22 protein-coding genes are annotated in these 25,722 nt (G+C 37.1%); 15 read left to right on the top strand and 7 right to left on the bottom strand.

The features are described from left to right. Positions 1–144: 144 nt before the first annotated feature. From pqqA to RMA95_RS12795, 8 genes are all read left to right on the top strand, one after another. The gene (gene pqqA, locus RMA95_RS12830) at positions 145–219 is read left to right on the top strand and encodes a pyrroloquinoline quinone precursor peptide PqqA (RefSeq protein ID WP_001982218.1); all 75 of its coding nucleotides are present in this window, start codon (positions 145–147) and stop codon (positions 217–219) included. 75 nt (positions 220–294) lie between these two features. Beyond that, the gene (pqqB, locus tag RMA95_RS12825; protein ID WP_263613723.1) at positions 295–1,206 is read left to right on the top strand and encodes a pyrroloquinoline quinone biosynthesis protein PqqB; all 912 of its coding nucleotides are present in this window, start codon (positions 295–297) and stop codon (positions 1,204–1,206) included. A gap of 8 nt (positions 1,207–1,214) precedes the next feature. Further along, entirely contained in the window at positions 1,215–1,973 is a 759-nt protein-coding gene (gene pqqC / locus RMA95_RS12820) for a pyrroloquinoline-quinone synthase PqqC (RefSeq protein ID WP_311071076.1), read from the top strand. Then, positions 1,970–2,254, top strand: coding sequence for a pyrroloquinoline quinone biosynthesis peptide chaperone PqqD (gene pqqD / locus RMA95_RS12815; protein ID WP_200002390.1), 285 nt, complete (start codon positions 1,970–1,972; stop codon positions 2,252–2,254). Before pqqC ends, pqqD begins: the two co-directional genes overlap by 4 nt. Further along, positions 2,251–3,405 carry a pyrroloquinoline quinone biosynthesis protein PqqE gene (pqqE, locus tag RMA95_RS12810; RefSeq protein ID WP_200002391.1) on the top strand — a complete coding sequence of 385 codons (1,155 nt, stop codon included), beginning with the start codon at positions 2,251–2,253 and terminating at the stop codon, positions 3,403–3,405. Before pqqD ends, pqqE begins: the two co-directional genes overlap by 4 nt. A gap of 16 nt (positions 3,406–3,421) precedes the next feature. After that, positions 3,422–4,474 (top strand): dipeptidase, encoded by a 1,053-nt coding sequence (locus tag RMA95_RS12805; RefSeq protein WP_311071074.1) that lies wholly within the window; start codon positions 3,422–3,424, stop codon positions 4,472–4,474. A 580-nt stretch (positions 4,475–5,054) separates the two neighbouring features. Beyond that, the gene (locus RMA95_RS12800) at positions 5,055–5,231 is read left to right on the top strand and encodes a hypothetical protein (RefSeq protein WP_311071072.1); all 177 of its coding nucleotides are present in this window, start codon (positions 5,055–5,057) and stop codon (positions 5,229–5,231) included. A 252-nt stretch (positions 5,232–5,483) separates the two neighbouring features. Continuing rightward, positions 5,484–5,720, top strand: coding sequence for a hypothetical protein (locus RMA95_RS12795; RefSeq protein ID WP_311071070.1), 237 nt, complete (start codon positions 5,484–5,486; stop codon positions 5,718–5,720). A 73-nt stretch (positions 5,721–5,793) separates the two neighbouring features. Here RMA95_RS12795 and RMA95_RS12790 read toward each other — a convergent pair whose 3' ends face one another. Together RMA95_RS12790 and RMA95_RS12785 are read right to left on the bottom strand one after the other, a co-directional pair. Next, on the bottom strand, positions 5,794–8,901 hold the full coding sequence (locus tag RMA95_RS12790; RefSeq protein ID WP_311071068.1) for an efflux RND transporter permease subunit: 3,108 nt from the start codon (positions 8,899–8,901) through the stop codon (positions 5,794–5,796). After that, entirely contained in the window at positions 8,898–10,064 is a 1,167-nt protein-coding gene (locus RMA95_RS12785) for an efflux RND transporter periplasmic adaptor subunit (protein WP_311071066.1), read from the bottom strand. Before RMA95_RS12785 ends, RMA95_RS12790 begins: the two co-directional genes overlap by 4 nt. A gap of 142 nt (positions 10,065–10,206) precedes the next feature. Here RMA95_RS12785 and adeR point away from each other — a divergent pair, with 142 nt between their 5' ends. The 3 genes from adeR (at position 10,207) to RMA95_RS12770 (ending at position 12,696) form a co-directional block, all read left to right on the top strand. Then, positions 10,207–10,938: an efflux system response regulator transcription factor AdeR gene (gene adeR / locus RMA95_RS12780; RefSeq protein ID WP_311071065.1), complete on the top strand. Its 732-nt coding sequence runs from the start codon at positions 10,207–10,209 to the stop codon at positions 10,936–10,938. After that, positions 10,928–12,013, top strand: a complete 1,086-nt coding sequence (gene adeS / locus RMA95_RS12775; protein WP_311071063.1) for a two-component sensor histidine kinase AdeS — start codon at positions 10,928–10,930, stop codon at positions 12,011–12,013. The genes adeR and adeS overlap by 11 nt, the downstream gene beginning before the upstream one ends. Before the next feature lie 95 nt (positions 12,014–12,108). Then, positions 12,109–12,696: a uracil-DNA glycosylase family protein gene (locus RMA95_RS12770; protein WP_311071061.1), complete on the top strand. Its 588-nt coding sequence runs from the start codon at positions 12,109–12,111 to the stop codon at positions 12,694–12,696. Between the two features lie 9 nt (positions 12,697–12,705). Here the strand turns inward: RMA95_RS12770 and RMA95_RS12765 are convergent, their stop codons facing one another. Then, on the bottom strand, positions 12,706–14,265 hold the full coding sequence (locus tag RMA95_RS12765; RefSeq protein WP_311071059.1) for a phospholipase D family protein: 1,560 nt from the start codon (positions 14,263–14,265) through the stop codon (positions 12,706–12,708). 435 nt (positions 14,266–14,700) lie between these two features. Between RMA95_RS12765 and RMA95_RS12760 the strand changes: the two genes are divergently transcribed. Both RMA95_RS12760 and RMA95_RS12755 read left to right on the top strand, forming a co-directional pair. Next, positions 14,701–15,168 (top strand): hypothetical protein, encoded by a 468-nt coding sequence (locus RMA95_RS12760; RefSeq protein WP_311071057.1) that lies wholly within the window; start codon positions 14,701–14,703, stop codon positions 15,166–15,168. Between the two features lie 785 nt (positions 15,169–15,953). Further along, entirely contained in the window at positions 15,954–16,319 is a 366-nt protein-coding gene (locus tag RMA95_RS12755; RefSeq protein ID WP_311071054.1) for a hypothetical protein, read from the top strand. 92 nt (positions 16,320–16,411) lie between these two features. Here the strand turns inward: RMA95_RS12755 and RMA95_RS12750 are convergent, their stop codons facing one another. Beyond that, complete coding sequence (locus RMA95_RS12750) at positions 16,412–17,572, bottom strand: catalase family protein (protein ID WP_311071053.1); 1,161 nt, start codon at positions 17,570–17,572, stop codon at positions 16,412–16,414. Positions 17,573–17,755: 183 nt separating this feature from the next. Between RMA95_RS12750 and RMA95_RS12745 the strand changes: the two genes are divergently transcribed. After that, positions 17,756–19,627 (top strand): phage capsid protein, encoded by a 1,872-nt coding sequence (locus tag RMA95_RS12745; protein WP_311071052.1) that lies wholly within the window; start codon positions 17,756–17,758, stop codon positions 19,625–19,627. A 228-nt stretch (positions 19,628–19,855) separates the two neighbouring features. Beyond that, entirely contained in the window at positions 19,856–20,965 is a 1,110-nt protein-coding gene (locus RMA95_RS12740; protein ID WP_311071050.1) for an S-(hydroxymethyl)glutathione dehydrogenase/class III alcohol dehydrogenase, read from the top strand. Positions 20,966–21,020: 55 nt separating this feature from the next. On the opposite strand, the gene RMA95_RS12735 is transcribed toward RMA95_RS12740, so the two are convergent. The 3 genes from RMA95_RS12735 to RMA95_RS12725 form a co-directional block, all read right to left on the bottom strand. After that, positions 21,021–21,989 carry a DUF4882 family protein gene (locus RMA95_RS12735; protein ID WP_311071049.1) on the bottom strand — a complete coding sequence of 323 codons (969 nt, stop codon included), beginning with the start codon at positions 21,987–21,989 and terminating at the stop codon, positions 21,021–21,023. A gap of 108 nt (positions 21,990–22,097) precedes the next feature. Then, positions 22,098–23,108: a fimbrial protein gene (locus RMA95_RS12730; RefSeq protein ID WP_311071047.1), complete on the bottom strand. Its 1,011-nt coding sequence runs from the start codon at positions 23,106–23,108 to the stop codon at positions 22,098–22,100. Continuing rightward, entirely contained in the window at positions 23,105–25,663 is a 2,559-nt protein-coding gene (locus RMA95_RS12725; protein WP_311071046.1) for a fimbria/pilus outer membrane usher protein, read from the bottom strand. Before RMA95_RS12725 ends, RMA95_RS12730 begins: the two co-directional genes overlap by 4 nt. Between the last annotated feature and the right edge of the window lie 59 nt (positions 25,664–25,722).

Below are 25,722 nucleotides of genomic sequence, written 5' to 3'. Positions count from 1 at the left end.
CAAAAAACACAATTATCGAACAATATCTTGTACCAAGCTTATCTACAAACGTGACATTTTTAATTAGAATAAATTTTTAATTGCTTTATAAGATTTGATCAAGTGATTCATTTCACAAGATTAATCCTGACTGGAGAAAAATTTATGCAATGGACAAAACCAGCTTTCACTGATTTACGTATTGGTTTTGAAGTAACAATGTACTTTGAAGCACGTTAATTATTTCTATTCAAATCTGTCATAAGCCCTAGTTTTGTTCTAGGGCTTATGTCTTTCTAATAAGATATTAATTTTATGTATATTTATATTTTAGGTTCAGCGGCTGGAGGCGGCTTCCCTCAGTGGAACTGTAATTGTCCTAATTGTCATGGTGTGCGTACAGGTACGATTAATGCCAAAGTACGTACTCAATCTTCAATTGCGATTTCAGAAAATGGCGTAGACTGGATTTTATTAAACGCATCACCAGATATCCGCCAGCAATTATTTGATTTTAAAGCAGCTCAACCTGCGCGTAAATTACGTGACACGGGCATTACCAACGTTATTTTAATGGATAGCCAGCTTGACCATACCACTGGACTGTTAACTTTACGCGAAGGCTGTCCAATGAATGTGTGGTGTACTGAAATGGTCTATCAAGACCTGACCACAGGTTTTCCAGTCTTTAACATGTTGAAGCATTGGAATGGCGGTCTTCAATACAATGAAATTAATCCTAAACAAGCTTTTAAAATTGATGGTTTCGAAAATTTAGAATTTTTACCTTTAATTATTCAAAGCGCTGCGCCGCCATATTCACCACATCGCCATGACCCGCATGAAGGCGACAATATTGCTTTAATCATCAAAGATCATAAAACGCAAAAACAGTTGTTTTATGCGCCAGGGCTTGGAAAGATTGACGATCAAATCATGCAGATTATGCAAAGTTCTGATTGTGTCATGATTGACGGTACACTTTGGACCGATGATGAAATGCAACAAACGGGTGTAGGTAAAAAAACTGGCCGTGAAATGGGGCATTTATATATTAGTGGTGAAGGTGGTTCACTGTCTTATTTGAACCAACTCAATACACCGAAAAAAGTGCTGATTCATATTAACAATACCAATCCGATTTTAAATGAAGACTCCGCTCAGTTTGCCGAACTAAAGGCAAATGGTGTAGAGGTTGCCTATGATGGCATGCAGATCGAACTCTAAGGTGAAACATGACACAGACACCTGAAGCTTTAACGACCGAACAATTTAAACAGGCCATTATTGATAAAGGTCAGTATTATCATATCTATCATCCATTTCATGTGATGATGTATGAAGGAAAAGCCACTCAACAACAAATTCAGGCTTGGGTTGCAAACCGCTATTATTATCAGATCAATATTCCGCTAAAAGATGCCGCGATCATGGCAAATTGCCCAGACCAACGCATGCGTCAGGAATGGATTCAGCGCATGATTGACCAAGATGGTGAATATCCTGACGGTGGTGGTCGAGAGGCATGGCTACGCTTGGCAGAATCTGTAGGTTTGAGTCGTGAGCAAGTGATTTCCGAAGAATTGGTGTTACCGGGTGTTCGCTTTGCTGTAGATGCCTATGTAAATTTTGCACGCCGTGCATCATGGCGTGAGGCTGCAAGTAGCTCTTTAACCGAATTATTTGCGCCTCAAATTCATCAGTCACGACTTGAATCATGGCCACAGCATTACTCTTGGATTGATGACAAGGGCTATGAATATTTCCGCTCTCGTTTAAGTCAAGCACGCCGTGATGTTGAGCATGGTTTAACAATCACGCTTGATTCATTTACTACCCATGAACAACAACAAAGAATGCTAGAAATATTACAGTTTAAACTGGATATTCTATGGAGCATTTTAGATGCCTTAACACTGGCATATGTACACAATGAAGCACCTTATCATAGCGTGACCAAAGAACGGGTATGGCACAAAGGACTATTTAAATGAATAAAGAACAATTTGATGTAAATCTTGTGCCGACATGGCGACAAGGTTATCGTTTCCAATTTGAACCCGCTCAAAATGGCTTTGTGATTTTATATCCTGAAGGCATGATCAAGTTAAATGAAAGTGCAGGAGCCATTGGACAATATATTGATGGGAAAAATAATGTCTCTGCCATTATTGCCCAGATCAAGCAACAATTTGGCGATATAGCTGAAATTGACAACGATGTTATTGATTACATGTTAGTTGCCCAGCAACAGCACTGGATTGATTTAGTATGACCAATGGTGTTGGTTTACCACTATGGCTACTAGCGGAGCTAACGTATCGTTGTCCGCTACAATGTCCATATTGTTCAAACCCTTTAGACTATGCACAGCATAAAAATGAACTGACCACGCAAGAGTGGTTTGACGTTTTCGATCAAGCGCGTCAAATGGGTGCTGTACAACTCGGTTTTTCGGGTGGTGAACCTTTAGTGCGTCAAGATCTGGAACAGCTTGTGGCGCACGCACACCAACTGGGGTTTTATACCAACCTCATTACCTCAGGTATGGGCCTTACCGAACAGCGTATTTCCCATTTAAAGCAAGCTGGTCTAGACCATATTCAAATTAGCTTTCAAGCAAGTGATCCTGTCGTTAATGATGCTTTGGCAGGATCAAAACATGCTTTTGAACAAAAGTATGAAATGTGCCGACTTGTTAAGAAATATGATTATCCGATGGTTCTTAATTTTGTGATTCATCGACATAACATTGACCAGATTGATAAGATTATCGAGCTTTGCCTTGAACTTAATGCAGATACAGTCGAGTTAGCAATTTGTCAGTTTTATGGTTGGGCATTTTTAAACCGTCAAGGTTTATTACCAACACAAGAACAACTCATACGTGCAGAGCGTATTACCAATGAATATCGCGACCAGTTAAAAGCACAAAATCATCCTTGCAAACTTATTTTTGTGGTGCCTGACTATTACGAAGAAAGACCAAAAGCCTGTATGAATGGCTGGGGCAAAATTTTCTTTACAGTAGCACCTGATGGTATGGCTTTGCCTTGTCACGCCGCTAGACAGTTGCCTATTTCTTTCCCAAATGTTCGTGAGCAAAGCCTTTCCAATATTTGGTATGAATCTACAGGTTTTAACCACTTCCGTGGCGATGCATGGATGCCAGAAGGTTGCCGTAGTTGCCCAGATAAAGACCGCGACTTTGGCGGGTGTCGTTGCCAAGCCTATATGTTAACAGGCGATGCAAGCAATGCAGACCCTGTCTGCGGTAAATCACCATATCATCAGCTGATTGAACAGGCACGTGCCGAGAGTGAGCTCGATTCCTCTCTAGAAAAACTAGTGTTCCGTAATACTAAAAATTCAAAGCAATTTACGGTTCAGCAAAACATTCCTGTTCAAAATATTGCAGATGAATAGTGGTGAGAACGTAAATATGAACCATAGCTCAATTCCTGTTTTTGATGGTCATAATGATGTACTAACGCGCCTTTGGTTAAGCGATCATCGCAATCCTGCTCAAGCTTTTATTCAGGAACGTTTAGCAGGGCATCTCGATTTAAAACGCTGTCAAGAAGCAGGCTTTGTTGGCGGTATGTTTGCTATTTTCTTACCACCTTTTGCCTATGTTCAGCAGCATCATCCCAACAAACTATTTGACCAAAACACATCTGACTTCACACAACATCAAATTGAACAAATTTGTCTGGAACAACTCGATTTAGCAAAACACCTCGCCGAGTATTCTAATGACATTCAAATTTGCACAACTGTTCAGGATATTCAGCACTGTTTAGCAAAACAAAAGTTAGCCATTGTATTGCATATGGAAGGCGCCGAAGCATTACAGCACAATCCAGATTTACTCGATGTATTTTATGATGCAGGGCTTCGTAGCATTGGACCGCTTTGGAATAGACCCAGTCGTTTTGGACATGGTTTAAATGCTAAATTTCCCCATTCACCCGATACGGGAGCTGGCCTTACACACGAGGGCAAAGCATTTATAAAGCGTTGTGCTGATAAAAAAATGGTGATTGATGTTTCCCATATGAATGAACGAGCTTTTTGGGATACAGCTCACATTCTTCAACAGCCCATTGTCGCGACTCATTCGAATGTCCATGCTTTATGTCCACAAGCCAGAAACCTAACAAATGACCAACTCAAAGCGATCAGAGACTCTAAAGGCATAGTTGGGGTAAATTTTGATGTGGCGTTTTTACGTAAAGACGGGCAACGTGATGCCAACACATCCATTGATGTACTTATTGAGCATCTTGAATATTTAATAGATCAAATGGGGGAAGATCATGTCGGTTTTGGTTCCGACTTTGATGGAGCACTCATTAGCCATGAAATTGAAGATGTGAGGGGGCTACAACTACTCATTGAAGCAATGCAAAATCGACATTATTCAAATGAAACTATAGAAAAAATTTGTTTTTCTAACTGGTTAACCGTACTAAATCGCATTCTAAGTAAATAATTTATTGCTAAACATATTGAAAATAGCGAATTATTTTGCATTTTTTATTGGCCGAAATGACTAAAAAAAGTACAAGTAGTTTAATTGTCAACCATTCGGTAAATTAATTAGAATCAGTTTTACTAAATGTAAGAACATTTGGTATTTCAGGTCTTTAGTGGTTTTCACGTGCGCCCATTTCTTTATGAGAAGTAGAAATGGGCGTTTTTTATTGCTCACTTGTAAAATGTGAATCTCATCACAAGAATGACCAATTAATTGCAAATGATCCCTTTCCCATCTTGACTAAAAGTTCAGCATTAAATACATTGGAATTGTATTTAAAGATAAATAAGATTGCTTAAAGCAATTAATAATACTGCTTAATCCTGAAATACAGTAGAAAGCCTATTCTATTTTTTAGAATAGGCTTTTTGCTTTGTATCAAAATTGATTTATGAAACTATTACACTCTTCAATTAACATAAAAATTAAATACCTTACAAAAGCGACTCAAATCAAAGCCCTTAAATAACAAAGAATATGCTATTAATTTAAGTTGATTTCTCAAAAGTTTCTCCGTCAACTGAAGAGGTGCAAAATGTTAAAATCAATTTTAGTGCTAGGAACAGGTATTGCTATTGGCATGTGCGTGTACAAGAAGAAGCAAAAAAACAGTAAGAGCTTTAATACCGATAGCGATACTGACTCTTTGATTAGTAAGGATAATAATAAAAATAAAGATGATAGTTCACTCGACAATGCTGTACAGGTTTAAAGCTAAATAAAGGGGTTCATACGTGGACCCTTTAAATATAGTCTTATAAATTAAATTTACTTAAAATAATTAAGCTTTTTTATAAGCTAATTTAATAATAACTCCTATTTTAAATAATTATTTCACTATTCATTTAATTATTAAATAAATATGTTTAAAACAAAAAAAACACTTCAAATGTTAAATTTTACATGTTGTAGCAAAACACCCTTTATTATTTTTAACGTTAAGAATAAAAAAATGGAGACTAAAATGTCTAAACGTCATATTTTAAAAGAAGTTAATGCAAAAAGTATGTGTGGTATGGAAATCGTGGTAGAGCAAATTTTTGAAAATGCACTTGAAAAAAATTTGGCTTCAACTGCAATAGAACAAAACTGGTTACCGCTTTCCAAGATTGTGATTTCAGACAAAGTCATCAATTTAGATCAAGACAATACTTTTGCTCATCCAAGAACAGGTAAAGTCTTTAAGGTCTTAAACTCTTAAACAATTTGGTTTTAGCATGAATATAAAAGAAATGATTGAGGCGAAACACTTAACTGTTTCGCCTCAATCAGTTTTATGGATTAGTTTTCTTCTTTAAAAATAGTTTTTCTGCGGCTCCCAATACAAAAATAAAGAAGACCGGCACGAAAAATACAGCCAGAATAGTCGCAGAGATCATACCTCCAAATACACCAGTCCCTAGAGCATGCTGAGTTTCTGAACTCGCACCACTTGCAATTACCAACGGAATCACACCACAAGTAAAGGCAAGGGAAGTCATTAAAATTGGACGTAAACGTAACTTCGCTGCCGCAACCGCTGCTTCAATTAAGCTCATACCTTCTTCTTTAAGCATTTTTGCAAACTCAACAATTAAGATCGCGTTTTTGGCAGATAAACCAATAATGGTAATCAGACCAATTTTGAAGAAAATATCATTTGGCATTCCTCTTAACATAATGGCCAAAATAGCTCCAAAAATACCTAAAGGAACAACCAACATAACGGAGAGTGGAATTGACCAACTTTCATAAAGTGCAGCTAACACTAAGAATACGACCAACATCGATAAAGCAATGAGAAATGCCATTTGCGATTCAGACTGTTTTTCCTGCAAAGAAATACCTGTCCATTCATAGCCAATTCCTTGAGGAAGTTTAGCAATCAATTTTTCCATTTCTCGCATTGCATCGCCTGAAGAAACTCCAATATTAGGAACCCCAGCAATACTTAATGAAGGACGGCCATTATATCGATTATATTGCTGCGGCAACTTGTTCCACTGTGGAGTAACCACCTCAGATAAAGACACCAGTTGTCCATTTGCGCCTGCAACCTTCAAGTTCAAAATATCTTTTAAATGCATGCGCGATTGTGCATTGGCTTGAACAATAACTTGCTGCATACGACCCTGATTTGGGAAGTCATTGATATACATTGACCCCATAGAAGTCGAAATAATATCTGAAACAGAAGCAAAGCTAACACCTAAGGTATTTAACTTCTCACGGTCTATTTTCAAACTAATATTGTCACCTTGTGGCAAGCCTTCTGGATAAACCATATAAAACTTTTTGTTTTGAGCGGCCATTTCCATGAGTTTTGTTTGCGCCGAAATTAAAGCTGGCATTCCTAAATTGGCCTTATCTTGTAAACGCAAGCTAAAACCTGAAGAGGTACCTAACTCATCAATGGCTGGAGGAAGTACCGACATCGTTGTACCTTCCTTACTTTTCGCCATTTCTGCATTAACAAAGTTGGTATAGTCAGTTGTAGATTTATCACGTTCACCAAAATCTTTTAAGGTTGTAAAAGCGAGCGCGACGTTTTGGCCAGCGCCACTAAATCCCCAACCCATAATTGAAATATTGCTTTTTACATCGGATTGTTCATTTAAATGACCTTCAAACTCTTTGACAATTTTTTGAGTTCGTTCTGCAGTTGCATCAGAAGGCAATTGGAACGAAGTTAAAAACCAGCCTTGATCTTCTTCAGGCATAAAGGCAGTTGGCCAATATTTCATACCGGCAAAAGTTAGGCCTGTAATCACCACAAAAATGATGAATGTAGGAATCGTATGTTTAACAACTTTTAAAAGAATAACTTCATACTTTTTTGTGACCTTATCAAAGCTTCGATCAAACCATGCATAAAATCCTTTCTTTTGATGGTGCGCATCAATTGGTTTTAGCAAGGTTGCACAAAGTGCAGGAGTTAGGGTTAAAGCTAAAAATGCCGAGAATAAAATTGAAACCGACATGGTAATCGTAAATTGGCGATAGATAATACCAACCGAACCACTTGCCAAAGCCATTGGTAAAAATACAGCCGCTAACACCAAGGTAATACCAATAATTGGGCTGGTAATCTCGGTCATGGCCTTAGAAGTCGCTTCTTTAGGCGATAAGCCTTCAGTTGCCATAATCCGTTCAACATTCTCGACCACCACAATCGCGTCATCAACAATAATCCCGATTGCAAGCACCATACCGAACATGGTCAACACATTAATTGAGTAACCTGTCAAAAGCATGATGGTAAAGGTGCCGAGCAGGGCAATTGGTGCCACGATCGCAGGAATTAAGGTATAGCGAACATTATGAAGAAATACATACATCACAATAAAAACCAGCACCATGGCTTCAAGTAAGGTATGAACTACTTTTTCTATCGAGATTTTAACGAAAGGTGCAGTGTCATAAGGAATACTAAATTGCATTCCTTCGGGTAGGTTTACTTTTAATTCATCGAGTTTCTGCTTTACCGCATCGGCTGTTTTTACTGCATTTGCACCAGGGCTAAGCTGAATTGCCGCAGCCGTTGCAGGTTTACCATTTTCTAAAATTGCAAAGCTATACGATTGCGCACCCATTTCTACATCGGCTACATCCGATAACTTAATATGAGCACCGCTAATATTGCTCTTTAAGCTAATATTCTTAAACTGCTCAACTGTTTCGAGTTGCCCTTGAGCAGATAAAGGTACTGTAATTAGCTGCCCGTTAACTAAAGGGCGGTCACCAAGCCGACCTGGTGCAATATCAATATTATTGCTGCGAATCGCATTGTTTACGTCACTAATCGATAGACCATAAGAAATCAATTTATTGGGGTCAACCCAAATCCGCATTGCTTTTTCAGCACCAAAAGACTGAATTTTTCCGACACCCTCAACACGTTTAAGCTCTTCGACCACATTACGAACTAAGTAATCACTTAAATCGACTTCTGAATAACGATGGTTAGGTGAGTTTAAACCAACCAGCATTAAAAAGCCCGAGGATGATGCTTCGACTGCTAAACCTTGTTGACGAACAACTTGGGGTAAGCGGGCTTCAACCGCTTTAATCTTGTTTTGTACGTCGACCTGAGCCATATCGACATCAGTGCCGGGTTTAAACGTTGCAGTAATTTCAGCGGTTCCTGACGAATCGGTTGTCGCGCTATAGTAGAGTAAGTTTTTTACTCCCGACATTTCCCGTTCAATGAGGGTAATAACGCTATCATTAATCGTTTTGGGAGTAGCGCCAGGATAGCTTGCAGTAATGTTCACCTGAGGCGGCGCAACACTCGGAAAGCGTGCAATAGGCAACTTTGGAATACTCAGTACACCAAATAAAATAATAAAAATCGCAATTACCCACGCAAAAACAGGGCGGCGAATAAAGAATTGAGACATCATTTAGCATCTCCTTGCTTCACCGTATTTTCTGCCGAGGCGACTTTCCATGCTGAAATCGCTAGCTTTTGGTTAGGCTGAATACGTTCTATTCCTTCAACGACAACTTTATCTCCAGCTTTCAAGCCCTTATTGATGAGATAAAATTGTTGATATTGTTGGCCCAGCTCTACAGGGCGTATATCTGCACCACCTTTGGCATTTACAACATAAACTTGTGGGTCGCCGTTCATATTGCGCTGAATAGCTTGTTCCGGAACAAGTAAAGCTTGTGGAACAGAAGCGCGTTCAATATTGACGCGAACATACATGCCCGGTAGTAATTTTCTTTCAGGATTGGTCACTTCAATACGGATGGTGACATCACCCGTTTCAGGGTCAACATTAATATCTTCAAAAAGCATTTTTGCCGACACGTTATAAGGTTGTCCCAAACTATTTAAAATTTGCACACCTTTTTGATTGTTGGCAGATAATTCTCCACTTTGTAAGGCTGCCTTTAAGCGCTCATATTCACCAATAGACTGTTTTACGTCGACATAAACTCGGTCAATTTGTTGAATGGTAGCCATCGTATTGCTATCAGCTTGGCTGACTAGAGCACCTTCGGTCACAAATGATTTACCAATACGACCCGAAATTGGCGCTCGCACTGTGGCGTACTGTAAATTAAGATTTTGGCGAGCAAGCAAAGCTTTCATTTGAGCAACATCTGCGATCGCTTGGCGATACTGCGCCTCAGCATTACTTACTTCTTGCTTACTAATTGCATTGCTTGGTAAGAGTTGCTGGTAGCGTTCTAGTTGTATTTTTAAACGATTAACTTCTGCTTCAGCTTTATTTAGACCAGCTCGATTACTATTTACATCAGCTTCAAAAATTTCCGAGTTTATTTTATATAAAGGTTGTCCAGCCTTGACTTCACTACCTTGGGTGAACAGAACTTTTTCAACAATACCGCCTACCTGAGGACGAATTTCGGCTGTACGGAAAGCCTGAACACGTGCAGGTAGATTTTCACTAAAGTTCACAGACTTCGGTTGAATTGCTAAAACAGTGACTTTAGCTTCTGGTGCTTGAGCTTGATCTGTCGTTTGTTCTTTACCACAGCCATGTAAAACAAGACTAATTGAGAATATGAATGGAACTAAAAAATGCTTCTGCACTTTTGTAACACCTAATGGATTTCTAGATGCTGGCATTATTTTTGATGTGTGTGTAACAAAAATTACTAATGTGTGGAAAAAGTGTGGAGATTTACGGAAAAATGCGCGTATCATAAATCAAATTTTCTTGCGTTTTATTGCTATGTTCGAGTCAACCTTTACGTTTAATTGTCAAGATAAGCTTATTCTTGTGGTAGAAGATGACTATGATATTGGCGATATTATCGAGCATTATTTAAAACGCGAAGGCATGCGTGTCGTACGTGCCATGAATGGTAAACAGGCCATTGAAATACATGCAACTCAGCCTATTGATTTGGTCATACTCGATATAAAAATGCCCGAATTAAGTGGGTGGGAAGTTCTAAATAAAATTCGGCAAAAAGCAGCTACACCTGTAATTATGCTGACTGCTTTAGATCAAGAAATTGATAAAGTTATGGCTCTAAGAATTGGGGCAGATGACTTTGTTGTAAAACCATTTAATCCCAATGAAGTGGTTGCACGCGTACAAGCAGTATTACGGCGCACCCAACAAAATCAGCAAATGTCTAACCGAAATCTGATTTATAAAAGTATTGAGGTTAATACCGAAATTCATACTGCTTATATATATTTAGGTAACAAGCAACAAGCACTTAATTTGACCCTGACCGAATACAAAATTTTGCTATTGATGCTACCCCATCCACATAAAGTTTTTACCCGTTCTGAACTGATGAATCATTGCTTACCAGATCGTGATGCGCTTGAGCGTACAGTTGATAGCCATGTCAGTAAGCTACGAAAGAAAATGGAAGAGCTAGGTTTAGAGAACATGCTAATTAATGTTCGTGGGGTAGGCTACCGTTTGGATAATCCGCATGAAAAATAAAACCGGCATTAGTAAACAACTGATTATTGCACTTAGCTTTACCAGTCTAATTGTTACGTTGAGTTCGCTCATATTAGGTTATGGTACCTATTATGTTGCGATCGAAGTTGGTCTTATTTCTCTAGAAAAATTAAAAGAGAGCGATGAGTTTTTCCACTATTTAGACGGCGTATGGTTATTCGCCGTGCTTCTATTTGGTACGGCATTTTCAATTATTTTAGGTATCAAACTTGCTCAACGTTTTATTGTGCCGATTAATCTATTAGCAGATGCAGCAAAAAAAATTAGTCAGGGTGATTTATCTGCACGTGTGGACAGTCCTATGCATCATACTTCCGAAATTGCTGAACTGATGCATAATTTTAATGATATGGCTCAAAAGCTTGAAACTTCTGTACAAAACGCTCATGTCTGGAATGCTGCCATTGCCCATGAGCTAAGAACACCTGTCACAATTTTACAAGGACGGCTACAAGGTATTATTGATGGTGTCTTTAAACCCGAGCCGGCTTTATTTAAAAATTTACTGAGTCAAGTTGAAGGATTATCGAACCTTGTGGAAGACTTACGTACTCTAAGTCTTTTTGAAAACCAGCAGCTCAGACTTAATATTGAAACGATAAATTTTAATGAGATTGCCTATAAAGTTGTGCATATGTTTCAAGAAAAACTACAGACTGCTCAACTTAAAGTAACTTTCAATATTCAAGCACCAGAAGTGAAGTGCGATCATAGACGAATAGAACAAGTTTTAATTGCTTTACTTGATAATGCCACGCGATATGCAAATCCGGGCAAGTTAAAAATTTCAACCCAATATCATCAACATGATTGGGTTTTAGAAATAGAAGATGAAGGGCCAGGTATTTCAGCTGAGCACCATAAAGAATTATTTAATCCTTTTTTTCGGCTTGAACAGTCAAGAAATAAAGAGCTAGGCGGAACTGGCTTAGGACTTCCAGTTGTACAGGCACTGGTGATTGCGCATAAAGGACAGGTTGATTACATCAATCAAAACTCACACAGTATTTTTAAAATTAGCATTCCTCAACAAGAGGAAAATGAAATAACTTAACGCTTTGATTAACAGAATTTGCATTTCTTGACTCGTGATTAACCTAAAAATGCGTTAAGTTACTTATAAATTTTTAAAGTAAATACTGATTTTTTATGATAATTGAGATAGAAACCCATCCACTACAGCCATTTTTACCTGAAAATGCCCGTTTATTAATGCTAGGGAGTTTTCCACCACCCCGTAATAAATGGAAGATGGACTTTTACTATCCAAACTTTCAAAATGACATGTGGAGAATTTTTGGCTTAATCTTCTTCCAAGATAAAACCTATTTTTTAAGTGAAAATCAGAAAACATTTAATGAAGAACGTATCCGAAATTTCTTAACTGAAACAGGAATAGCCATTTTCGATACGGCTTATCAAATTAAACGCCTCAAGGGTAATGCTTCCGATAAATTTCTGGAAATTGTGACTCCAACAGATTTAGCTGCTTTACTTCAGCAAATTCCTTTATGTCAGACGATTATGACGACAGGCGACAAAGCCACTGATACCTTAATTTCGGTTTTACCTGAAAACACTGAAAAACCTTTAATTGGGACATCGACATCAACTTACTTTGCAGACCGTAATATTCATTTATATCGGTTACCATCCTCTTCTAGAGCATATCCATTAGCTCTTGAGAAGAAAGCAGAAGCCTATCAAAAATTCTTTAGTGAAATTGGATTCTTGTAATATTCAAAATTACATCATCCATTCAATGGGCAGGTAAGAAACAGCTTTAATCATTGTTCTTTGAAAGCGACTAGTTCCCGGGTCTTTATCATATTCAATAACTTGCCCATTTGACTGATAATCTAGCCAGATAATTTGCCCTTGGCTATTTAGTTTTAGTTGATAGGCTACTTGCGGCAAATACCGATCTAACATGACCGAAATTTGGGTCTGTAGCTGGCTAGATTCGATTACTAAGCCAACTTCGGTATTTAAGTAAGTAGAGCGGGGGTCAAAGTTAAAAGAACCAATAAATACTTTGCCGTCTACATCAAAAAATTTAGCATGCAAACTTGATTTGTTTTTATCTTTTGCTGGTATAACGCTCCCCGTTACAATTTCGTACCAAGTTCTACGCCGCCGTTCTAGCACAGGTTTAAACTCATAAAGCTCAATGCCATTTTTAAGCATTTCTACGCGGTATTGGCTATAAAAAGCATGTACGATCGCAACATCATTTGCAGCAAAAGAGTTGGTTAAAGCACGAACTTTGATTCCTTCAACTCGCAGTTGCTTTAAATAATAAGTACCTTGTTGTGTCGGTACAAAATAAGCCGAAGCGAGTTCTAAGTGCTGCTTAGGTTTACCCATAATAGACATGACTTGCCCATAAAGCATTTCATGTTCGGTTGCAGTACCCAAAATCTTCTTGGGCGAGTCTGCTACAAAGTGTGCTTTAGACCACTGAATAGGGTTATGCTCTAAAAGCTCTTTTAAATAGCTCTGCGCATCATAAAGCTTATCTTCAGTAAGGCTATGGTCTTCATGGTGTAATTGTTCATAATGCTCTCTTAAAGCTTTTAAATGATGCTCAGCACAAGTTCCAATAATGTCAGTTGCATTTACACTTAAGGTACTTTCCCAAAAATCGGCAAATACAGCTTGGCCATGTCTTACGGCGTCTCCATAGAACAAAATATCCATATCTGTAAATTGAAACTTACTGCTTGCTTCAAAATATTCACTACTAATATTTCTACCGCCTGTTACTGCAATCGAAGCATCTGCAATAATGAGCTTGTTATGCATACGGTGATTTACTTTTTTGAAGCGAAAAATATAGTCAAAAATGCGTAGATATCGAAACTTATAAGGATTAAATAATCTAATTTCAAAATTGGTATGCTGTGAGAGACTTCTTAATATGCCATCAAGTTTTATGCCGTTTTGATCATCAATTAAAAGTCGAACTTTAATACCTCGATCTGCCGCCTTGAGCAATTCATGCAAAATGAGGTTACCCACAAAATCATTGGTCCAAATATAATATTGTAGATCTATCGTTTCCTTGGCATTTCTAATTAAATAGATACGTGAGGCAATACTCATAAATGCATCATCAAGGGCTACAAAGGCGGTAAGACCCTGACGCGTTTTTTCTTCTGCTGCATCATCATTCCACCAGTTATTTGTCTTTATCACTATATCTTTCTCATTAGGATCGTATCTATCTGTATAAGAAGGTAAATCAGTAAAACCCCAAGCACTTAAGGCCATATTACTATACTGTTGATATAGCTGATTGATCATGTAAGCATTTAATTCGCATCCAAGTTAGAGCTATCTGAGCATTCTTATATTCAATTTATATGTCAAAAATCACAATAACTGTATGATTTTGTTGTACTCTAAAAAAACCATAAAATTAAAATTTATATAAAACAATGTATTAAATGATATTTTTAAAACATCACAAGAGGTCTATTCAATGATCATTTTGCCAATGTGAGCTGCATTTTACTGCAAGAAATTATTTCGATAATTTAGGAGTTTTAGCGATAAAATAGTGTCGTAATTCTCATTATTTTTATAAGTTGTGCTTTAATAAATAATCGAGCTGCACAAATTCACATTACTTACAATGAGGTCACTAACAACTACATTAAAACACATGATTTCTATCATACTTCCTTAAAAAGCTGAGTAAGCAACCTCCCAAGAATAGGAAGGAAAAGGAGATAGGAAATGCCACAATATTTAATGATTGCTGAAAAGGTACATAAGAAAATTGAAGAACAAGATCTTTTCTCGGATAGTCCCACGGAACACCTGAATAACTTAATAGGCGTAATCCGTAAAGAAATTAAAGACACTAAATTTAAGCTTAAATATAACTTTATCGACTTCGAAGAATATCTGACAAAACCACTAGATGAATGCGCCGTTAAGATTGATATTAGTCTAATGCCTAGTCATAAAAATAAGGATGAATATATTTTATGGTTAGCAGGATTTATAGAAAGAATGACTACAGGTGGGGAGACACAAATTCCGCCTATTTCAAAATTTATTCCTCCAGATTTTAAATTTAATAGTGAGTTTGATAACTTTAAAAGTTCATCAGTGACGGCACAGACAAGTGATGATGGTGAACTCATCATCAACTACTTTAAATCAGAAGCTTTTATAAAAATGATAAAAGAAGAAAAATAACTTAAAGAATATAGAAGTGTTTCCACCACACTTCTATGTATCGCTGTCAAAATTCAGCGACCGCCTTCTGGGGCGGTTTTTTTTGACCTTAACAATCTATGTTGATATGGATCTATTCACATAAGTTTTCACTGTGAACATAACTTGCTTGTTCGCTATAAAAACAGATACAGAAATCAATGTTAGTTTTTAATTATCTTCACTCATGAAGGAGATATAGAAATTTTAAAATACATTTTTTTCCATTGAACCCGAGCTTTTCTCGTATTTTTCAAATAAAGATAGGGTAAAAGGCTCTCTTGTAGACAGTTTAGTCTAGATGTATTCTGAACCTAAAGAACTTTCATATGTGTTGGTTTTTTAAAAGGAGGTGTCTATGCTCCATAATTTTAGACAGTTTTTCTGTATGCACATCTGGGAATACGACTTTGATATTTCACATGATGAAGTAAGAGAATGCAGGAAATGTGGGAAAATTCATAAGATGAAGAATTCCCATAAAATGACTTAAGATTAAAGTATTATACTTTTAATCATATTAAGTAAATTAAAGATAAGCTCAATAATTAAAAAATATTGAGCTTATTTATGATTCATATAAAACCTATTAATTTACTTGGAATATAAATTAAAGTAGATCACAATTTAAAATAATAAATGGTTTCAACTTACATAATTTTATATTAAATTTAAAAATAAATAACATTTTAATAAAAACTAAAAACTTATTTTTATAACTTTGATTTTATACTCATATTTTATAAGAAATTAATAAGGAGATAGAAATGCCAAAATACTTACTATTAGCAGAAAAAATTTCTAAAAATATTAAACAAGATTACACGAACAATCATCTGAAAAACTTAAATAATTTAATTATAGAAATAAAAAAAGCTATTACGGGTACTGAGTTGAAGTTTTTATATAATTTTTTTGATTTCGGAGGTGCTCTTCTTAACTTTCAAGAGGAACTACCTTTTAAGTTTGATATTAGTTTGCTTCCCAACTATAAAAGCGAAGAAGATTTTATTTTATGGTTAGCAGATTTCATTGATCGAATCACTATCGATACAAGTAAAGGAGATTACACAATAAAAAAGAGGTTAGCCATTCCCAGCTCTATTGTTGAAAAACTGATATGTAGACCTTAACCATATAGCTATTTCTAATAAATAAAAATATAAAAAGAACTGCCTTACTTATCGGCAGTTCTTTTTATATTTAAGTGATGACTACTTGATTTCTAAGGTTCTTGTCGAGGTGCAGAGTTCATGTCATGTCTGACTTTACTTATATTTTCATAAATAACTTTACGCATTCTATTTATTGCACCTAAAGGTTTATGTTCAGGTAAAGCATGCCAAGGCGTAAAGGTAAGATTTTCACAAAATTGATTTTGTTCAGGCGTATCAAAGTTTTGCTTTGGAATACGAATAGTCGCAACTTGATAAAAAGGTGCTTCTTTTTCTTTCCATTCTGTCATTGCATCTTCAACTTGCATTTGAGTTGAAGTTCTTGGTTGTATTAAAAATTCCATACAAATCTCTTGCTTCTGCAAGCTATCTTTTAAAGCCTCTCTTAAAAAATTATGGTTTGGATGATCAGGTAGAGCTGTAGACACCGTTGAGCAATTTCTTACAGAGTACTTAACAGCTTGACGGTCACTACCCAAACCGAGTTGATAGGGCACCATAGACCAGTAACGTGCATATAAAGGATTAGAAATTTTAGAATTACGCGCTCCTAAGGCATTCATTGTTCCTTTAAGTCCTAAAGCAAACGGAATATGAAGCTTTCTAAAAGTACTTTTACTATTAATATCGTGCATAAAAGAAAGATATCTTTGTCCATCATTCACAAAAAAGACTGGGTGATTGATCATAATAAAATCTTGAGTTGTGGCTTCTTTTTCACTTTCTAAAATTTTCTCGCCGGGTACACCTAAAACTTTTATAGCCATGCCACGGGCATCTTTTTCAATATCCGCTTGAGAAGCATCCTTGGAAGCATTCGAAAAGCGAATCCATGCCTCATAGCTTTTATCGGGAACAAATACACCTTTTGCGAGTTGAGTTGGAATATTTTTAAGTACATGAAACTCGGCACGAACACAGCCATGTGCTTTAGGATGTGCATCTCTTAAGGCTTGTCCTGATGAGTATTCTTTTCGGATAGATTCTTCAATAACTGTCGATATTTGTTGTGCTGTCAGCTTTTCATTTGGCTGAAGTTTTTCACCCAAATATGTGTCTGGCTCTGAGTAAGATTTTGCAATACTAGAAGAAATAACAGTAGGTTTAGTATTCTTATAAAATGCGTTATCACTGCAACCACTTAATAATGATAGCGCTGGAGTAAAAATAAGTAATACTCTAAAGTGCCTTAACTGAGAAAAATTTGGCATTCATTGCTCCTTATTGCAAAGTCCACTTTAGAATTAAAATAATGTGTTATTTTCATATTATTTTAAAGACAATAAGAATTATCTACTGTTAATAGATTAAACTCAATTGTTACTTATCTGAACAATATAATTAAAATTATTATTTAATATAAAGCTTCTTAAAACCATTAAGAGCAATATGACATGATAAATAATTCAGAAAATGTACAAAATAATTCTACTGTTTCACCTTATCCCATTACTCAAAATATACTTATTGATCGGTTCAGCCCAAGCTATTGGAGAATAGATGGCCCACAAAGCATGTCTTTTGCCATTACCAATTATGGCAATGGTTTTGAAGCATCTTTCCGCTCACGCATGACCACAGACTTAGCTGGTATTAGTTGGGACTCTTACGACTCTAAAGATCATAAATTGCTAGCTTATGAAACCAAGTATAGCTATTCGGGTGTGATTTGGGACTTTGACATTGAGCTGTCATCGTCTATGCCTGTTTTAAATAATGAGTCATTAACCCCAACTTTAACGGTTTACTATAACGATAATGGGGTAGATAAAATTGCGTATATTGTTTTGTTCAACTATGCGAATACTCCATCTTCAAGATCTGCCCATATTCATATTAATTGGGATACAGTCAAAGCAGGTTTTTCGGCCACAGATAGCTTTCCTGTGACCAATATTCAGCGAATTTCATTTTCAGCGTTTACAAGTAGCTATAACGCACATTCGTCATTGCCTTTAAGTCAGGCGGAAGATGGTTATATTCGCATTACTAATTCAGTCGTGACAGGTGCAAATGCAAAATTAAATCTAAGCCGAGTGGTTGTACCTCAGCATAATTATGGTTTGTGTACCAGCTATGACGACCATTACGATCTGAATCCACAACGAATCGTCGATAACATGGCTGCTTTGGGATATCACGGTTTTATTAACCATTATTGTGGTATGTCGCACTATCCTGAAATGATCTGGAGAAGTGATATTAATAGATTTCAGATTCCAGATACCTTAGTGACCGGACAAGATGTTGTTAACCCATGTACCCGTAAATGGCATGAGAAATATGCCCAAGCTCTGCATAATGCAAATATGCAACCCGTTTTTGGGGTAAGTTTTGAAATGTATTCGCTAGGAGCAAATGAGTTCTGGGCACAGCGCGACTGGAATAGTAATTTGGGTAAAACAGGCTACCAGCCTCCAAGTTATTTCTTCAGTTTAAGCGATCAAAATGCTTTGGCATACTTACATAAAGTTTTTATTGAGTTTGCAGATACCATGGTGACGGGTGGATGTGATGTCAACATGCAAATTGGTGAGCCTTGGTGGTGGTATAACACTGATACAAACTTACCATGTGTCTATGACTATCCAACTAAGTTAGCTTTTAATGCAGATACAGGCTTATATGCGCCAGACTTAGGAACAATCTATGAGGCGATGAATAAAACAGGAACACCGTATGATGAATTTAAAACATGGTTAAGAAATAAGTTAGGGCAGACCTGCCAAGATATCCGAACAGCGATTAAAGCAAAATATGCAAATGCCCAAGTGTGTCCATTAATCTTTTTCCCATCTATTCGTTCTCCAATACAAACTCTTGCAACTTATATCAACTATCCAAGTGAACACTATTCTTATCCAAATTTTGATTACATCATGACTGAAGCCTATGATTGGCTTTTAGAGGCTAAATTAGATTTAGCTCATCAGGCTGTTTCACAAATACCAACTCAAGATTTAGGCTATCCTGTAAATAAAGTGGCTTATTTATCAGGCTTCGTACCAGATGCATCTATTGCTTATATCTACGGGTTCGATAAAAACAAACCGTATCGCACACCAATCTGGCAACGGATTTTTGGGGATATGAAAAACAATGTGTCTCTAGGGCTAATGAAGCAATTTATCTGGGCATACCCGCAAGTGATGTTTGATTCGATTACAATCGATACTACTCAAGCTCCAGACGGCTTCTTTGTTGAAAATACGCTCTATACACCTATTAGCGATAACACACCATATCCACCGGATATTTACCTATAAGTCAATATAAAGTGTTTAATATAAATGATTTGATCAGAGAAGCTTCTTAACATAAGAGGCTTCTTCTTTTTGAAACACGGGCTTGCTTAGACGTATCTGACTGGCTATGCTGTGATGGATTGCGATGAAAGCCAATTTTAATTCAAGCAAAATTAAGCTCTTGTATTACAGTTACATTATCTAATTTGCTCGACTATAAATACCGAATGATATAAAGGAAACCCAAAGATGAAATCTCGTGCAGCTGTCGCCTTTGCTCCAGGAAAACCTTTAGAAATTGTTGAAATTGATGTTGCACCACCCAAAGCGGGAGAGGTTTTAATCAAGATTACCCATACTGGTGTATGTCATACCGATGCTTTTACACTGTCTGGTGATGATCCTGAAGGTGTTTTCCCAGCAATTTTAGGTCATGAAGGTGCAGGTGTGGTTGTTGAAGTCGGTGAAGGTGTAACGAGTGTTCAACCGGGTGATCATGTTATTCCGCTTTATACAGCAGAATGTAAAGAATGCTTATTCTGTAAATCTGGAAAAACTAACCTGTGTGTTGCTGTACGTGCCACTCAAGGTAAAGGCGTTATGCCGGATGGCACCACACGTTTTTCATATAATGGTGAGCCGATTTACCACTATATGGGTTGTTCAACCTTTAGTGAATATACGGTAGTAGCCGAAGTATCTTTAGCTAAGATCAATCCTGAGGCAAATCACGAGCAAGTATGCTTGCTGGGCTGTGGTGTGACGACTGGTATTGGCGCCGTGCATAACACAGCTAAAGTACAAGAAGGTGATTCAGTTGCGGTATTTGGCTTAGGTGGTATTGGTTTAGCTGTTGTACAAGGTGCGCGTCAGGCAAAAGCAGGACGTATTATTGTAGTAGACACTAACCCAGATAAATTTGAACTTGCTAAACAGTTTGGTGCTACAGATTTCTTAAATCCAAAAGATTATGATCAACCTATTCAACAAGTCATTGTAGAAATGACAGGCTGGGGGGTAGATCACTCATTTGAATGTATTGGTAACGTCAATGTTATGCGCTCGGCTCTAGAGTGTGCACATCGTGGTTGGGGACAATCTGTCATTATTGGTGTAGCGGGTGCAGGCCAAGAAATTTCAACTCGTCCGTTCCAGCTAGTTACAGGCCGTAAATGGTTAGGTACTGCGTTTGGTGGGGTAAAAGGCCGCTCACAACTTCCTAAAATGGTCGAAGATGCTATGAAAGGTGAAATTCAACTCGAACCTTTTGTGACTCATACCATGCCTTTACAAGACATTAATACCGCTTTTGATTTAATGCACGAAGGTAAATCAATTCGCACAGTCATTCATTTCTAAATGAAATAAAAAAGGGCTGTGATTCAGCCCTTTTTACGCTTAATAGTTTTACATTTTAAATGGCATTACCACATATGTCAGTTGTACCCTGAGGGTAGTTAAACTGTAGCGCATTACGGTCAGTAATGAGTTCAGCAGTTAACTCTTGTCCAAAGAAGTTCGTAGAAAAGATTCCTACACTTTCATAAAGTGTAAAACCCGCATTCTGAAGTGTAGAAGGTAATGTAAATTGATATCCTTCATCGACCCCATTAAAGATAAAACCAACTTTTTTAGTATCTTGGTTAATATATATTCCTAAGCGTTGATACTCATTAGAATTATTTACCATATTCTTATTTTTGTAATACATATTTGTTGGACCATTATTATCACTAACTCGAGATGTTAAGTAATAATTTAAACTAGCGGGATTCTCACCAAAATCAGGATCATAAGTTCCAATATTAAAATTATAAAATGAACTAATCGTATAATTATTATTTGTTGTACCTGTAAAAGTGATATGGGATATATACGACGAGTTCCCAAATGATGAGCTACCCGGTGCTATTGTTGGCACCTTAAGCTCCATCTCTAAAGCAATTATGCCTGTTTGAGGCAATAAGAAATCTCCCATCTCACTTTTTGAAGTCAATTTTGCTTTACTTTTTGCTATATACGCTAAGTAATCGTAATTATCTTCTGCAATCGGATTTATTTTAAAACCGAACTTTTGTCCCTCAATAAGTGGAAACTTCTTCATTGGTAATTCATCAGAATGTTCACTATTCCATAAATCATAATCTTCTTGAGTTGCATCAAAATTATATTGGCAGACTGGGGCAGAATTAAGGGAGTTAGTTTGAGCCAATAGCATTTGAGTTGCCAGCTTTTCATTATTTGTATTGGCTGTAACTTTTTTAGGTGTTACTTTTTGGCCGGGTTCATTACGCAGTGTTGTATTGGTCTTATCAGAAGATACTTCATACATGGCCCAGCATAATGTAATTGCACTAACTGCAACGATACCTATTTTTTTCATAGATGTTCCTATAAAGTTAAGTATTAAGTTCTTAGAAAGTATTGATAAAAAGTTATTATTAGTTTTTAAATATCTGATATTTTTGAGTTTATAAACTATTGAATATGATTAATCATATTCAATAGTTACAGTTGCCATAGCACGAACTTTACCAGGTGTAACATTCGTTGCTGTTTGATAGTAGCGGGCAGTCATTGGTACGTTATATTGAAGTGTCTGGTTAGAAGACAATGTACCTAAAGCGAGCTTGTCTCCTTTTTTGATAACCTGATTTTTATTTTGATAATTCCAAAGTAACTGTACGCCCACACCATTTGCTTTTTCAGAAGCTGCAGCTGTATTCGCTAAAACCTGATTGTTTGTACCATCTTGAGTAAAGTCATAAGTCAAACTAATGAGGTTTTTCTCTTCATAACCAGTAGGGTTGATACCACCATTACACAGAATGTTCATATCAAAGGTTTGTTCGCCCTGCGTTGAACCCACACCTTTGAAGCCAGCCTTTGTAACAGTAGGAAGCTGTACAACTTTATTGATATTACCTTGTATTTCACATGAAGAAGATGCAATGGTAATCGCATTGGCATTAACAGTACTTGTTAAGAAAGGTTTATCTGGAAAGCCGCGAATATAATAACTACTATATCTACCAGGAACTAAAGTCCCTGAACCTGTTTGTGAGGCAATCTTAATGATTTCCACAACAAAATAGCCATCTGCTAAGTAACGATTACCTGAGATTCCACCACGCTGATAAGGGTAATAACCAGAAAAATTGGTATTATTATCTGCTTCACGATATAGGCGAATACCAATACCCGGAATATTCGTGGTATAGATGCTATTGCCTAAAGAACTTAATGGATAAGCTTGCGTTAATTCCGCGACTGCAACATCTCGACTATCACAATTATTCGCTTGTGTTCTAGTGCGCGTAATAGGAAAAGTCGCTTTTCTTAAAATAGCACCGACTTGATCACTAGGACGTACAACAACACGTCCCACCGCCATAAGTACATCATTTGCTTCATAATTAACTATATAGCACGCGGCATTAGCTTCACCATACACGCCAAAGCCAGCAGCAAATAGAGCACCCGTTAATAATATTCTTTTCATTTGCAGACAGCCTCCGTCATTACCACGCTTTGTTGCTTATTTTGTAGCTGGTTACTTACATTGTACTCAACCGAACAACGCTCATTACTTTCATCACCCCATTTTACATAGAGACTGTCTTGAGCTTGCGGGGTACGTAAATAAATCATACTACCTTGTGCAACAATACCTACAGCTTCGTCTTTTTGGTTAAAGACTTGTGCAGCAAACGGTAGACTGTTGCCATCTACAGTTTTACTTTTAATATAAACCGCATAACCAGTTTTGGTTGCAAAGTCTACTTTAGCAATTGCACCAGCAAATGGAGCAATACGTTGACTCGTTTCTTCAAGTTCTACTTTGCTAGACATTTCTTGAGGGTCAAGCGTAATGTCATTAAGACGGTATGGAGTAACATAAGGAACTACCGCATAACCTGCTTTGTTGACACTTAGACCAACCGTATTATTTACTTTTGCGCCAGCTGCATCAGGTGCATGTACAAGTACCATTGTTTGACCTTGTTCAGGGCCAAATAAGACACCTTCTGAGTGAGCAACAATACTACCGCTTAAGCTCACCATTGCTTGCTGATAAGAATCAGCTACGCTATAAGAACCACCAACAGTTGTATAGTTAGTACGATAACGACCATTGACGTTAAACGATGGGTTTGTATAGTCTTGATGCGACATAGAAGCACCATAACTAAAGCGATCACCCACCATACCACTTGCACCCACTGTACGACTATCTTCAGATGCAGTAATGTTGACATTGACTGAGTTCTTCTTGAAGTTCATTGGGAAAGACAATGTCATTAAGTACTGAGTATCACGTGATTGAGTGTTTGAACCATATTCAACTTGACGGTTAATCGCAGACAAGCCATAAGTTAAACCATGGTAATTGTTGCTATAACCAATTTGATACTGTTTAGTCGTTTCGCTACGATTCCAATAATCAACCCATGAACCTACCATGTAGAAGTTACCCCAACCCTCAGGAAGGCCTTGGTTTAAGGTAATTTGGAATTCACTACGTTGACGACCGGCAGAATAGGTATTTATGCCTTTGTCTTCTAAATCACGAATAAGAAGAGCATCACGCAATCTATAGAAGTTTTCAGTTGAGTAGCGATAAGCAGCAAGTGTTAAGTTCGTATTGGTTGGGGTAATTAATTTACTATAACTCAAACGGAAACTTTGCCCTGACTGAGAAGCTTGCTTTTCAAAGTCAGCTTCAGAGTGGGTAACGTCAAATGCAATTGCACCAACAGGTGTTGCAAAAGCGGCACCTAACAATAAAGCTGTATAATTTTCAGAAGCCTGAATTCCGGTATAACCTGTTAAATAGTTGTTAATACCTTGTTGATATTTACCCTGAACCACCCAAGGATTAAGATCAATATCACGGTCACGGAATTGACCTACAGTTAAAGAATAACGGTTCATACCAGGACGTAACATCTGTACAACAGATGCATAAGGCACGGCAAATTTTTGAATCTCACCATTTGCTTCAATAACAGTAACTTCAATCTCACCACCAAAACCAGTAGGGTATAGGTCGTTAATTTCAAAGTTACCTGGTGCTACTGTTGTTTGATAAATAAGTTGACCTTGCTGGCGAACTTCAATTTTTGCATTGGTTTTAGCATTACCACGAATACGTGGAGCATAGCCAAGCATACTATTCGGTAACATTCGATCATCACTTGAGAAATCGATACCGCGATAGCCATAAGAGTCAAATACTTCGCCGTTGGTAAAGCTATCCCCAAGTGTTAACACACCACGATATTTTGGAAATGCTCGCTGCAGGTAAGTACTTGTTTCTTCGTAACTTGATTTAGACTGATTTTCAGCAGGTGTATCTTGCCACTGCCACTGACCGTTATGACGTAATTGCCAGCCACCTAAATTTAGTCCGGCAGTGATTCCCATAAATGCATTTGACGTTTCACTTCTATCATTAGAATGAGTAAACGTCTTATAAGCACTACCACTATAAGATAAAAAGCCTGCATTAATACCACGATCCCACACACTTGGATCGACATAACCTTGCGCATTTTTTTGTAATGCGACTTGAGGAATTGAAATATCTACACGTAAGCGAGAGTTATCAAACTCATAAAATGCGTTTTCTACCCATTCTTCAATTTTGTAGCAAGTATTATTTTCTTTTTGAAGGGGAGCATGCTTAGTCAAAATCTCTTGTTTTACGCCGTATTCAAGAAGATTCATTCCTGTAAAGCAAGTCACCGCATTTTGCGTTGGATCTACAGCTTTAAAAACCATGCGGCGTTTACCAAACCATTGACCATTTACATATACGTCAACGTTGTATTCGCCAGGTAAAACAGGATTGCCATATTTAAAGCGAGAAATATCAACTTTTTTTGCATCGCCAATTAAAAAAGCAGAATCAAACTCAGCTTCCACAGGAGCACTCGCAGCTGTTTCTTCAGCGTGCACGAATACAGGCATTGTCATTGTAACAACACCAGAAGCCAAGTAATAACAAATATGGCGTTTTAATAATTTATAAGATTCTTGCCGTTTTTTTGGCATAGCTAAGTCCGCCTACTCACATAATAGGTGCTTAAAATTTATTAAAAATATAAATCTGA

It is taken from the genome of Acinetobacter sp. V110_1 (assembly GCF_031798975.1).
Taxonomy (GTDB): Bacteria; Pseudomonadota; Gammaproteobacteria; order Pseudomonadales; family Moraxellaceae; genus Acinetobacter; species Acinetobacter nosocomialis_A.
Note: the sequence above shows the minus strand (reverse complement) of the source record. Positions and strands in the feature narration are given on the sequence as shown.